This window comes from Thioalkalivibrio sp. ALE21, assembly GCF_003208255.1.
GTDB classification, from domain to species: domain Bacteria; phylum Pseudomonadota; class Gammaproteobacteria; order Ectothiorhodospirales; family Ectothiorhodospiraceae; genus Thioalkalivibrio; species Thioalkalivibrio halophilus.
The window spans coordinates 1-13,471 of record NZ_QKMA01000007.1 but is presented as its reverse complement, the minus strand read 5'-3'; the positions used below and the strand labels follow the sequence as shown (position 1 = coordinate 13,471).

The 13,471-nt window shown below is 68.2% G+C and carries 8 protein-coding genes; 3 read left to right on the top strand and 5 right to left on the bottom strand.

What is annotated here, in order from left to right; all coding sequences use genetic code 11:
- The first annotated feature begins 9 nt into the window (after positions 1 to 9).
- On the top strand, positions 10 to 1,356 hold the full coding sequence (locus D893_RS07550; protein WP_018946418.1) for a nucleoside recognition domain-containing protein: 1,347 nt from the start codon (positions 10 to 12) through the stop codon (positions 1,354 to 1,356).
- On the opposite strand, the gene D893_RS07545 is transcribed toward D893_RS07550, so the two are convergent.
- The 5 genes from D893_RS07545 to D893_RS07525 all read right to left on the bottom strand — a co-directional run bounded on the left by D893_RS07545 (position 1,347) and on the right by D893_RS07525 (position 10,084).
- Complete coding sequence (locus D893_RS07545; protein WP_110619483.1) at positions 1,347 to 5,207, bottom strand: PAS domain-containing protein; 3,861 nt, start codon at positions 5,205 to 5,207, stop codon at positions 1,347 to 1,349. The genes D893_RS07550 and D893_RS07545 overlap by 10 nt on opposite strands.
- Entirely contained in the window at positions 5,191 to 5,397 is a 207-nt protein-coding gene (locus tag D893_RS07540; RefSeq protein WP_018870031.1) for a hypothetical protein, read from the bottom strand. The genes D893_RS07545 and D893_RS07540 overlap by 17 nt, the downstream gene beginning before the upstream one ends.
- A gap of 19 nt (positions 5,398 to 5,416) precedes the next feature.
- The gene (locus D893_RS07535; RefSeq protein ID WP_018870032.1) at positions 5,417 to 5,635 is read right to left on the bottom strand and encodes a hypothetical protein; all 219 of its coding nucleotides are present in this window, start codon (positions 5,633 to 5,635) and stop codon (positions 5,417 to 5,419) included.
- Positions 5,636 to 5,738: 103 nt separating this feature from the next.
- Positions 5,739 to 9,038, bottom strand: coding sequence for an efflux RND transporter permease subunit (locus D893_RS07530; protein WP_110619482.1), 3,300 nt, complete (start codon positions 9,036 to 9,038; stop codon positions 5,739 to 5,741).
- Positions 9,035 to 10,084 (bottom strand): efflux RND transporter periplasmic adaptor subunit, encoded by a 1,050-nt coding sequence (locus D893_RS07525; protein WP_110619481.1) that lies wholly within the window; start codon positions 10,082 to 10,084, stop codon positions 9,035 to 9,037. The genes D893_RS07530 and D893_RS07525 overlap by 4 nt, the downstream gene beginning before the upstream one ends.
- Positions 10,085 to 10,371: 287 nt before the next feature.
- Between D893_RS07525 and D893_RS07520 the strand changes: the two genes are divergently transcribed.
- Positions 10,372 to 10,713, top strand: coding sequence for a phenylpyruvate tautomerase MIF-related protein (locus D893_RS07520; protein WP_018946422.1), 342 nt, complete (start codon positions 10,372 to 10,374; stop codon positions 10,711 to 10,713).
- A gap of 49 nt (positions 10,714 to 10,762) precedes the next feature.
- Positions 10,763 to 12,481, top strand: a complete 1,719-nt coding sequence (locus D893_RS07515; RefSeq protein WP_110619480.1) for a proline--tRNA ligase — start codon at positions 10,763 to 10,765, stop codon at positions 12,479 to 12,481.
- Positions 12,482 to 13,471: the final 990 nt, after the last annotated feature.

The window sequence follows — 13,471 nt, the reverse complement described above, 5'->3', positions numbered from 1 at the left end:
CCCCGGCGCATGAACGCGATCTTTCTTGCGCTGGTCGTCATCGCGTTCACCACCGCGGCGCTGCGCGAGCTGCGCTCCACCGATCCGGAGGAACGCCCCATGGCGGACCTCTCCGAAGGCGCAGTGGAGGCAGCCGGCGCCGCGGTGGAACTGGCGCTGGGGCTGGTCGGGGTGATGGCGCTGTTCCTGGGCCTGATGAAGATCGCCGAGGCCGGCGGCCTGCTCACCGTCCTCGCCCGCCTGCTGCGGCCGCTGATGGTGCGCCTGTTCCCCGACGTCCCGCCGGAACATCCGGCAATGGGCGCGATGATCCTCAACTTCTCCGCCAACATTCTGGGCCTGGGCAATGCCGCCACGCCCTTCGGCATCCGCGCGATGCAGGAGCTGGAGAAGCTCAATCCCCACCCGGGCACCGCCACCAACGCGATGGCGCTGTTCCTGGCGATCAACACCTCCAGCATCACCCTGCTGCCCACCGGGGTGATCGCGCTGCGTGCCTCGCTGGGCTCGGAGGATCCGGCCGCCATCCTGCCGACCACGCTGTTCGCGACGCTGTTCGCCACGGTCGCCGGAATCACCAGCGCGCTGGTCCTGCAACGCTGGTTCCGCCCCCCGGCGGCCACCCGCGAGATCCCGCCCGGCGGCCTTGACGACCCCGACGCCGAAGCCGACCCCGGGGACCGGCGTTCCGATGCGGACCGGGACACGGAGCCGGGCGAGCAGCCCCAGCCGATGAACATCGAGGTCCCGGCCGAGGGCTATCCCGCCTGGGTCTCGATCCTGGTCCTGCTGGGGGTGCTGGCGATCATCCCGCTGACCATCATCTACGGCCAGGCCATCGCCCCGTGGATCATCCCGGGACTGGTGGTGGGCTTCCTCACCTATGGCGTCATCCGCGGCGTGCCGGTATACGAGGTCTTCGTCGAGGGGGCAAAGGAAGGCTTCAACGTGGCCCTGCGGATCATCCCGTATCTGGTGGCGATCCTGGTCGCGGTGGGCATGCTGCGCGAGAGCGGCGCGCTGGGGATGTTCGTCGGGCTGGTCGGGCCGTGGACCACACCCTTCGGACTGCCCGCCGAGGCCCTGCCGATGGCGCTGCTGCGCCCGCTGTCCGGATCCGGGGCCTACGGGATCATGGCCGGGATCATGCAGGATCCCGCCACCGGGCCGGATACCCACGTCGGCATGCTGGTGTCCACCCTGCAGGGTTCCACCGAGACCACCTTCTACGTGCTCGCGGTGTATTTCGGCGCGATCGGGGTCAAGCGGGTACGCCACACCCTGGCCGCCGCGCTGAGCGCCGACGCGGTGGCGGTGGTCGCCGCGGTCGCGATCGTCGCCTGGCTCTACCTCTGAGCGCTGCCCGCGAACGCCTGGCGCACCCGTTCACGCAGTCCGGCCGGATCCACCGGCTTGGTGATCACCTCAGCGAAACCGGCCGCCAGCGCACGCTCACGCGTCGGGTCGGTGGCATCGGCGGTCACCGCCAGCACCGGGACGCCGGCCAGCAGGTCGTCGGCCCGCAACGCGCGCAGCACCTGATAACCGTCCATGCCGGGCATCGCCAGATCCAGCAGAATCAGGTCCGGCGCCAGCCGTGCCGCCTCCTCCAGGCCCTTCAGGGGGGTCTCGGCCACCACCGTTTCCAGGTCCGGCTCCGGCCCCAGGACCTCTTCCATCAAGCGCAGGTTGGCCGGCTGATCATCGATGCACAGCACCGTGCGCGGCGTGCCGGACGCCGGCAGTTCCGTGGCGCCGGTCGCGGCCGGGTGATCGGGCCCGCCCCCGGGTGTTGCCCCGGGATCGCTGTCCGCCGCCAGCGGCAGTTCGAACCAGAAGCAGGAACCCTCGCCCGGCGTGCTCGTCACGCCCAGCCGGCCGTCCATCATCTCCACCAGGTGCCGGGTAATGGTGAGTCCCACCCCGCTGCCCTCCACCCCGCTGGCGTCCGCCTCCAGCCGGTCGAAGGGCTGGAACAGCCGTTCCTGCTGCTCGGCGGTCAGTCCGGGGCCGGTGTCATGTACCTCCAGCTGCAGCCCCTGTTGCCCCGGGGCGCCCAGCAGCGTCACCCGCCCGCCTTCGCGGTTGTACTTGATGGCGTTGGACAAGAGATTCAGCAGGACCTGTTTGAGCCGGGTACGGTCGGCCTGCACGCGGGGGGCATCCGCGGTGGCCGCCCGCGCGCCTTCCAGGCGAACCTCGCGCTCCTGTGCCAGCGGCCGCAGCAACGACAGGCACTCGTCCACCACGTCCGCCACGTCCACCGGTTCCGGCATCACCTGCAGCCGCCCCGATTCGATGCGCGCGAGGTCCAGGATCTCGTTGATCAGCTCCAGCAGGTGCCGACCGGCGCGGGCGATCTCGTCCAGCTGACTCTGCTGGCGCTCGCCCAGCGACGTGTCGCGCTGCAACAGCTGGGCAAAGCCCAGGATGGCGTTCATCGGCGTGCGCAGCTCGTGGCTCATGTTGGACAGGAAGTCGGACTTCGCCCGGCTCGCCTGCTCGGCCTCCTCGCGGGCCCGCTGCAGTTCGGCGCGGCGCTGCAGTTCGGCGGTGAAGTCACCGAAGATGTTGAAGATGTACTGCGGCTCGCTACGGCTGTCACGCACCACGCCGATGGTACTGCTGGACATGAACACCGCGCCGTCGCGGCAGCGGATCGGCAGCTGACCGGTCCAGGCCCCGCCAGCCTCGCGGATTTCGTCGATCTCGCGCGCCGACTGTTCCGCCTCCGCCGGGATCAGTTCGCGATAGGATCGGCCCGCCAGATCGGCCTCCTCGAAGCCGGTCATCTCCAGCACCGCGGGGTTGTTGTACACCATGCGGCCTTCCCGGTCGGCGACCGAGATCGCCTGTTCCGAGGCCTCGAAGATGCGCCGGAACAGCGACAGTTCCTCCTGGGCCTGCTGCAGCTCGGTGACATCCTGAACGGTTCCGGTCAGCCGGCCGTTCTGTTCCCGGCCCCCGGTGCTTTCGCCATGGGCAATCAGATGCAGGTGCCGCAGTTCGCCGTCATCGCGCCGGATGCGCAGAAACACCTCGCCCCGCCCCTCGGCCAGCACCCCGGCATATTCGCGGTCGAGCCGCTCGCGATCCTCGGGGTGCACGAACGCACGAAAGCCCTCCATGCTCACCGGGGCGTCGCCCGGGGACAGGGCGAAGATCTCGTAGACCACGTCGGACCACCACAGCGCCCCGGTCACCGGATCGTGTTCCCAGTGCCCCACGCGCGCAAGGCGCTGGGCTTCGCGCAGCCGCGTGGTCTGACGGGTCAACGCCAGCTCGGACTGCTTGCGCTTGGTGATGTCCTGCGACACACCCAGCATGTGCAGCACGCCGCCACTGGCGTCGCGCTCGACGTCACCGCGCTGCAGCAGCCAGCGAACCGTGCCATCCGGCCAGACCACCCGGTGCTCCAGTTCGAGATAGGACCCGCGACGCAGGGAACTGCGGATGGCGTTTTCCACCCGCTCGCGATCCTCCGGGTGCACGGCACCGAGAAAGTTTTCCACCGTGGGCTCGAGGTCTCCGTGAGAGTGGCCCAGCAGGGGCGCGATACGCTCGGACCACTGCAGTTCCTCGCGTCCCGGGGTCCATTCCCAGGTCCCCATGTTGGCGAAGCGCTGGCTGCTGCGCAGGCGATGCTCCTGACGCTTCACCGTGGTGATGTCGGTGCGGATCGACACGTACTGATACGGCAGGCCGTCGCCATCCAGATAGGGAACGATGGTGGTCTCGACCCAGTACAGCGAGCCGTCCCGCGCGCGGTTGCAGAGCTCGCCCTGCCAGATGCGGCCCGCGGCAATGGTTTCCCAGAGTTCCGCATAGACCGAGGGAGTGTGCACCCCCGATTTCAGCAGGCGATGGTTGCGCCCCAGCAGCTCGGATACGTTATAGCCGCTGACCCGCGCGAACCGCTCGTTGGCATAGATGATGTCGCCGGCCACGTCGGTGATGCTCACCAGCGCGTGCTCGTTGACCGCCAGGTGTTCGCGCTCACGCTCGTACAATGCCTGGCGATAAGCACGGGTCACCCCGTCCATCTGCCGCTGCTGGCGGGCACGCGCCACCACCGTATCCGCCAGGCGGCGCGGTTCCACCGGTTTGAGGAACACCCCGCTGGCCCCGGGGTGCGGGGCCATCAGCTCGTTCACCCGCCCGGGATCGGCGGTCAGGACCAGCATGGGGCTGGAGGAACCGTTGTCGCGGGTGCGCAGCAGCGCCGCGAACTCCGCGGCGCTGCACCCCCCTTCGTCCAGATCCAGCACCAGGACCTCGACCTCGCCGCTGTGGAGGCGGACCAGCGCGGCATCGGGGTCCGGCTGGACCTCCACCGTCAGTCCGGCCTCCCGCAGGCCCGCCGCCAGGGTATCGTCGGCGGCCTCGGGGCGGGCACTCGCCAGGAGCACCCGGTACCCCGTTTCCGCGACCACCCCGCCGATCTGCACCAACTGCTCCAGCAGGGTATCGTCCGCCAGCGGGTAATCGAGGCAGCGGGCCGCGCCCTCGCGCACGGCCTGCAGGCGCGCCCCGGGGCTCCAGGAGCGCGCCACCACCAGGGTCGGCAGAAACCCGCGTCCCGGCTCCTGCAGTCGCGTGAGCACCGCGGACTCCGGGGCCACCTCGCCGACGCAGACCACCCGCGCGGTGAACCCGCCGGCGCCCGCCGCCTCCGGTTCGGCGCCGGTCAGCACCACGGCGAAGCCGCGGTCGCACAGCATGCCCGCCACCGCCTCGCCCACTTCCGGGTCCTCCGCGACCACCTGCACCCGGCCGCCACCCGCATCCGCCGACACCTGCGGCTGGAGGCGCGTCTCCGGCACCCCCTGTTCCTGACGCGCCCAGGCCTCCGCGGCGGCCTCCAGGCGCGCGAGGCCCAGACGCAGCAGTTCGCGATCGGCGGTATTCGGACGGGCCCGCAGCCCGGCCAGGGTGGCCTGTAGTGACTCGGCCAGGCGCAGGATCTCCTGCACCCCGTGGATCCGCGCAACGCGGGCCAGGGCACTGACCTCGCGATACAGCCGGTCCACACAGTCACCGGAGCATTCAAGCTGGTCGATCTCGCCGGCAATATCGCGCAGGCGCGCGAGCCGCTCGCTCAGAAAGGTCGGAAAAGCGGCCCGCGAGCGCCCGCCGGACACGGTGTCCGGACCCTCGAAACCGGCTGCCTGCTCCCCCGCCCCGGGGGCATCAGTTCGGCGGTCCACCGGGCGTTATGTCCTTGTCCTTCACGATGAAGTACACCCCCGCCGCAGCGAGGACCATCCACAGGAACAGGGCCACCACGCCGATCCGCTCCCACAGCGGAACGAAAAAGAACAGCATCAGGGCCGCCAGCCCCAGCAGGATATTGCCGATGACGAAATTCGAGGGGCGGCCGCCGGACGGATCGGACATGACAGGCTCCTGCAGTGGCTTACTGCTTCTTGTACTGACTGAAATCGAACTGACCCGCGGTCATCTCGTCCCACAGATCGCTTTGCAGCACGGCGAGCAGCTTGAACAGCTTGCGCAGCTCCGGATCCTCCATGAAACTCTGATCACTGCTGGCCTTCAGGGCCTCCACCAGGGTCGCGCACTGTTCGCGACTGATCCCGGTGACATCCAGGCCCTCGTCTCCCATGTCCACATTCATCGAGCCACTCCGGTTCGTTCGGGCCCCCGATTGTATGCCGGTACCGTCGCCCGGCGAAAACGCCGGACTCCGGTCGTGCCATTGCCAGGCAATGCCCCCTGGCTTACGCCGCCTGCTCGCGGATCTGATCCACCCGGTTGCGCACGTAGAGGTAGTACAGCACCGGGATGATGACCAGGGTCAGCACCGTGGAGACGAACACCCCGAAGATCAGCGAGATCGCCAGCCCGGAGAAGATCGGGTCATCCAGGATGAACCCGGCCCCGACCATCGCCGCCAGGCCCGTCAGCACGATGGGCTTGGCGCGTACCGCACCGGCATGCACGACCGCCTCGATGGTATCCACCCCGCGACGCAGCTCATCGTTGATGAAGTCCACCAGCAGAATCGAGTTGCGCACGATGATCCCGGCCAGCGCGATCATCCCGATCATCGAGGTCGCCGTGAACTTGGCGTCCATGAAGAACGCGTCCACCAGGGCGTGTCCCGGCATCACCCCGATCACCGTGAGCGGGATGGGTGCCATGATGACCAGTGGCACCATGTACGAGCGGAACTGCGCGACGATCAGCAGATAGATCAGGATCAGCCCCACGCCATAGGCGATGCCCATGTCGCGGAAGGTCTCGTAGGTCACCTGCCACTCGCCGTCCCATTTCAGGCTGTAGTTATACGGATCGCCCGGCTGGCTGATGAACCGCTGTTCCAGCGGCTCGCCATGGACCATGGGCGTGTCGCGCAGCCCGAAGAACATGTCGAACATGCCGTACAGCGGACTGTCCAGACCCCCCGCCAGGTCACCCTGGACATAGACCACCGGCAGCAGGTTCTTGTGATGGATGGAGTGCTCGCGACTCGAATCCACCACGGTCACTACCTCGGACAGCGGCACCAGCTCCCCGCTCTGCGAGCGGACCTTGAGTCCCAGAACCGGCTCCAGGCTGCCCTTCTCCGCGCGATCGAACTCCAGACGGACCGGTACCGCGTACTTGATGTTCGAGCCGTAGAGGTAGGTGACATCCTCGCCCGACAGCGCAGTATCGATGGCCTCGACCACGGCCATCTGCGGCACACCCAGGTGCGCGGCGCGCTCGCGGTCCACCTGCAGGATCTTCTTCGGCCCCGGGTGTTCCACCAAGTCATCGATGTCGGTGAGACCCTCGGTGTCCTCGAACACCTCGCGCACCTGCTTCGCCACCTCGATCTGACCGTCGTAGTCCGGACCGTAGATCTCGGCGACGATCGGCGACATCACCGGCGGTCCCGGCGGCACCTCGACCACCTTGACCGCCGCGCCGTCATAGCGCCCGGCGATGGCATTGATCTCGTCGCGCACCGACAGCGCGATGTCGTGGCTGCGGCGGTCACGCTCGGAGTCGTGCACAAGGTTCACCTGGATGTCGCCGACATGGCTGCCCTCGCGCAGGTAGTACTGCCGCACCAGGCCATTGAAGTTGATGGGCGTGGCCGTGCCCGCGTAGGTCTGCACGTCGTGCACCTCGGGCACCGTCTTGAGGTAGTCGGCCATCTCGCCCAGCACCTGGCCGGTGCGTTCCAGACTGGTGCCCTCGGGCATGTCCAGCACGACCTGGAACTCCGACTTGTCGTCGAATGGCAGCATTTTCAGCACCACCAGCTGGTAATACGCCAGCGACACCGAGCCCAGGATCAGCACCAGCGTGCCGATCCACAGCACCATGCGATTCACCTTCTTCCGCCCGCCGGTTCCCAGGAACGGAAGCAGGACGAAATTGAACAGGCGCATCAGGCCGGCAGAAGCAGCTTCGCCCTCGTGCGCACCATGGCCGCCGCCGGCCTCCAGCTGCTCGCCCTGACGCCGCAGCACCTTGTAGGTCAGCCACGGAGTCACCACGTAGGCCACCGCCAGCGACAGGACCATCCCCATGGAGGCGTTGATCGGGATGGGGCTCATGTACGGCCCCATCAGCCCGGTAACGAAGGCCATGGGCAGCAGCGCCGCGATCACGGTAAAGGTCGCGAGGATGGTCGGGCCGCCCACCTCGTCCACCGCCAGCGGGATGGATTCGAGGAACTTGCGCCCGCCCTGGACCATGTGTCGGTGGATGTTCTCCACCACCACGATCGCGTCGTCCACCAGGATGCCGATGGCGAAGATCAGCGCGAACAGCGACACCCGGTTGAGGGTAAAGCCCCAGGCCCAGGACGCGAACAGCGTGAGCGCCAGGGTAATGATCACCGCCACGCCGACGATGAAGGCTTCACGCCAGCCCAGGGCGATCCATACCAGAATGATCACCGATGCGGTCGCCAGCATCAGCTTCTGGATCAGCGTGGACGCCTTGTCCTCGGCCGTCTGCCCGTAATTGCGGGTAATCGAGACCTCCACGCCCTCGGGAATGTAAGTCCCCTTCAGCTGATCCAGACGCTCGATGACCTGGTCGGCGATGTCAGGGGCGTTGGTGCCGGGCTGCTTGGCCACCGCCACGGTCACCGCCGGGTGACTCTGGCCGATGTGCCCGCCGCCCTCGGCCGCGGCACCATGGGCGAAGCGTACTTGCTCGCTCGGATAGCCGGGGCCCTGTTCGACCTCGGCCACGTCTTCCAGATGCACCGGACGTCCGTCATGCATCCCCACCACCAGCCGCGCAAACGCCTCGGGCTCGGTGATGAAATCGCCGGCCTGGATCAGGATCTCCTCGTCGTCCTGATACAGATGCCCGGCATCGCGCGAGAAGTTCGACACTGCCAGGGCCTCGCGCAGGTCGTCCACCGCGAGGTTGTGCGCCGCCAGCATCTCCGGCTTGAAGCGCACGTGAACCACGTGATCGGGCCCGCCCACGGTGTAGATGTCGCGCGTGCCGGAGACGCGCTTGAGCTGCGTTTCCAGCCCGTGGGCCACCCGCAGCAGGTCGTGTCCGCCGCGCTCCTCGTCCTCGGTCCACAGGGTCACGTTGACGATGGGCACGTCGTCGATGCCCATCGGCCGCACCATCGGCTCGCCGACCCCGAGGTTCTGCGGTATCCAGTCATCGTTGGAGAAGATCTGGTTGTACAGCCGTACCAGCGCCGCGGTGCGGTCCTCGCCGACCTCGAACTGCACGGTGATGTGCGCCATGTCCGGACGCGAGGTGGAGTAGATGTCATCCATCCCCTCGATCTCGGACAGCACCTGCTCCGCCGGCGTGGAAACCAGGTGGGCCACCTCCTCGGCGCTGGCTCCGGGGAACGGGATGAACACGTCCGCCATGGTGACGTTGATCTGCGGCTCTTCCTCGCGCGGGGTCACCAGGATGGCGAACAACCCCAGCAAAAGGCCCACCAGCGCCAGCAGGGGCGTGATCTGGGTCGTCAGAAACGCCTTCGCGATGCGCCCGGAGATCCCCATGCGCTCCGGAGCCGCTTCCGCGCTGCCGCCGCTCATCGCGTCACCTGCTGGTGTTCCTTCATGAAGATCGCGGCATGCACCGGATCCAGGGCGACGCGTTCACCCTCGCGCAGCCCGCCCAGGATTTCGATCATGCCGTCATGCTCGCGCCCGGTCCGGACCTGACGAAAGCGCACCCGGCCCTGTTCGTCGATCACGTACACCGCGATCACCTCGGAGCGATAGGCCACGGCCTCCTGCGGCACCATCAGCCGCTCGACCTCGTCCACCACGAAAGCCGATTTCACGAACATGCCGGGAAACAGACCACGATTGTTCTCGTCCTCGGGCAGGTTCACGCGCACCCGGAAGGTGCCGCTCCGCGGATCCGCGTAGGGGAAGAGGGTCAGATTCTCGGCGGCGATCCGCTCACCGGAATCCAGGATGACCTCGGCTTCGCGGCGATCCCGCAACCCGGGCATCAGGCGCTGCGGGACGTCCACCTCGACCCGCAGGCGATCCAGGCTCAGTCCCGCCAGAAGTGGCGATCCCGGCGACACCGATTCCCCGACCTCGACCATGCGCTCGGTCACGATCCCGGAGTACGGCGCATACACCTCGGTGTAACCCAGCTGTTCGCGGGCTTCGTCCACCCGCCCCTCGGCCGAGCGCAGGCGCGCACGGGCCGATTCCAGCTGGGCCTCGGCGCGCTCGAACTCCGAGCGCGACACCACGTTCTGCTCGAACACCTCGCGAATGCGCTCGAACTCCGAACGCGCCTCGCGGAAACGTGCCCGCGCATCGGCCAGGTCACCCTCGGCCTGACTCAGACGCGCCTGCTGCTGGACATCGCTGATGCGCAGCAGGAGCTCGTCTTCCTCGACAAAGTCATCCACGTCCACGTAGATCTCGCGGACCCGCCCGGAGGTCTGGGCCGAGATGGTGGAGCGCTGGACCGCCTCGACACGGCCATCCAGCACACGCTCCTGCGGCAGGGTCAGACGCTCGGCTTCGGCGGTTTCAAAGGGCAGATCATCGGCCTGGGCCGTCAGCGGCAGAGCCAGCGCAAGCAGCGCGGCCCCGAGGATCGGGAGTCGTGTCATGGTGTGGTCCTTCCGGATATTCGGCCCTCTCCTGCCACCCTTCTTGCGGGGCGGTCAGCCGTCACGGGGCCGTTCTTTAATATATTAGTTTTCCCTAATGTAACGGAGCCGGCCACGGGCAGGCAAATCCCCGAACGCAACCCCGGTAACTGCCCGGAGTATAGCTTTCCCCGTCGGTTTTGCAGCAGAGCCCTGCAACCCCCTGCACCGCGCCGCGTCTGTCCGTATCATGTCGGCACCCGCACGGGGACGTTCCCCGACCGCCGTTTCATTCCCGGGAGACCGCCATGCCACTGCTGCGTATCGAGACCAACGTTGCCCTGCCCGCCGATCCGGATGCCGTCACCGCCCGCCTGTCGACTGCGGTTGCCGAATGGCTGAACAAGCCCGAGGGCTACGTGATGGTCGCCCTCGGCCACAACGCCCACATGCGTTTCGGCGGCAGCACCGAGGCGCTCGCCTACTGCGAACTCAAGAGCATCGGTCTGCCCGAGGGCCTGACCCGCGAGCTGTCACGCAAGCTGTGCGACGCCCTGCAGGCCGAACTGGGCGTGGAGCCGGCGCGCGTCTACATCGAGTTCGCCGATGCCCCGCGCCATTTCTGGGGCACCAACGGCACCACGTTCTGATCCCGAACTCCGTCCGCTCAACGACCACCGACCACAAGGCCCGAGCCCCATGCGCGTCTCGCAATTCCCGCTGAACACCCTGAAGGAAACCCCGGCCGACGCCGAGATCGTCTCCCACCAGCTGATGCTGCGCGCCGGCTACATCCGCCGGCTCGCCTCCGGGTTGTACACCTGGCTGCCGCTGGGGCTGCGCGTGCTGCGCCGGGTGGAGAACATCGTGCGCGAGGAGATGGACCGCGCCGGGGGCCTGGAGGTGCTGATGCCGGCCATCCAGCCGGCCGAGCTGTGGCAGGAATCCGGGCGCTGGGACTTCTACGGGGCCGAGCTGCTGCGCATCAAGGACCGCCACGAACGCGATTTCTGCTATGGCCCGACCCATGAAGAGGTCATCACCGATCTGGTCCGCCGCGAGATCCGCAGCTACCGCCAGCTGCCGGTGAACTACTACCAGATCCAGACCAAGTTCCGCGACGAGCGCCGCCCGCGCTTCGGCGTGATGCGCGCGCGCGAATTCCTGATGAAGGACGCCTACTCCTTCCACCTGGATGCCGACTCGCTGGGGCAGACCTACCAGCAGATGCACGATGCCTACTGCCGCATCTTCCAGCGCTGCGGCCTGGATTTCCGTGCGGTGGAAGCCGATACCGGCGCGATCGGGGGCAACGCCTCGCACGAATTCCACGTGCTGGCCGCCTCCGGCGAGGACGCGATCGCCTTCTCCCCGGGCGGCTTTGCCGCCAACGTCGAACTCGCGCCCTGCCCCGGCCCGGCCGCGCCGGCCGCCCCCGCCGAGACGCTGCAGAAGGTCGCCACCCCGGACATCCACACCATCGCCGATCTCGCGGCCTTCCTCGACGTGCCGACCGAGCGCACGGTCAAGACCCTGGTGGTGGCCGCCAGCGACGCGATCGACGCCGATCTGGTCGCCCTGGTGCTGCGTGGCGACCACGAACTCAACGACGTGAAGGCCGAGAAGCACCCCTGGATCGCCGAGCCGCTGCGCATGGCAGAGGCGGCCGAGATCCGTACCGTGTTCGGCACCGACCCCGGCTCCCTGGGCCCGGTGGACAGCCCGATCCCGGTGCTGGCCGACCACGCCGTGCTCGGCATGGCCGACATGGTGGTCGGCGCCAACGAGGACGGCCACCACCTGACCGGCGTCAACTGGGAACGCGACCTGCCGCGCCCGGAGGGTGCCGACCTGCGCAACATCACCGAGGGCGAACCCGCGCCCGACGGCTCCGGCCCCATCGAGATCCGCCGCGGCATCGAGGTCGGCCATATCTTCCAGCTCGGCGACAAGTACTCCGAGGCCCTGGGCGCCCGGGTACTGGACGAGGACGGGCGCGAGCAGATCGTCACCATGGGCTGCTACGGCATCGGCGTCTCGCGCGTGGTCGCCGCCGCCATCGAGCAGAACTCCGACGAGCGCGGCATCTGCTGGCCCACCGCCATCGCCCCGTTCGACATCGCCCTGTGCCCGATCGGCGCGAAGAAGTCGCAGCGCGTGCGCGAGGCCGCGGAACAGCTGCACGACGAGCTCGAGGCCGCCGGCTTCCAGGTCCTGCTGGACGATCGCGAACAGCGCCCCGGCGTAATGTTCGCCGACATGGAGCTGATCGGCATCCCGCACCGGATCGTGATCGGCGAGCGCGGCCTGGACGCCGGCGAGCTCGAATACCAGGCCCGCACCGCCGGCGAGGCCGAACACCTGCCGATGGACGGGCTGGTGGCGGCCCTGCGCGAACGCACGGGGCACGGCGCGTAGGCGCCACCCGCACCGGCGCCCGGATGCGGCTGCAGGAGCTTGCAAGCAAGCGATCGGGCTGCTGGTGCCCGTGCTTGACCGCTGCCGCCAGGCCTTGAGCTGACGCTGCGGAGTCGGCGGTTTTCGGCTGCCGCCGGGGGTGTTGCGCTCTCTCGCGAGCGCGCCGCGAGGTCCTTTCTTGTGTGAACAAGAAAGGACCCAAAGAAGTCACCCCGACTGCCGCATCCCGGTCCGCTGACGCGGCCCGGGATTCCCTCGCTCCGAGGCCGGGCGCGGGCGGCGCTGAACTCGCGAAGCTGCGCTTCGCTCAGACAAGCAGCGCCTTTTCTCCCGCACCCGACCTCTGCGCTCGGTGCGGCAAACGGGGCCGCCGGCCCACCGCCCGTTCCTTTTCCGCCAGGCGGGCAGGCCGCGGCTGTGAACGGCCCGGCCGAGAACAGGATCGTTGGCGACCGATCATGCCGGATCGGCGAGAGGGCTCGCCTCCCACAGCCACCTTTGCACACCCGGCACCGGGAGGGTGCCCGGGTAGGGCCATGGGCATGCCCTGCCGAGCCACATGATCTTCTTCCATCAGGGTTTCGGGGTGGAGCCTCTGCCCACACGCGATTCCTTTGTAAGGATGGACGGGAATGAGCTCTGCGAAGGGCCCGTACCAAAGCTTGAATCCGTTGGTGCACCGGACCGCCGCTGCATCAGGAACCGGGGAATGCACGATTCGGGCGCCCCACGATCAGCCGGGCCGGGACCGGGGCACCAATGGCCGGAGCGCCTCCGGTTTACCCCCTCCCGTTGCGAGCCCCTTGCGGAGGGTGCCTCGCGCCGGAAACAAGGCGCCGGATGTCTGAGCGAAGCGTAGCTTCGCGAGTTCGGCGCCGCCGGCGCGGGGTGCCCGGAGCAAGGTTCCCGGGCGAGCTCCGGGTGCCCTTCTTTGGGTCCTTTCTTGGGCAAGCAAGAAAGGACCTCGCGGTGCGCTCGCGAGAGAGCGCA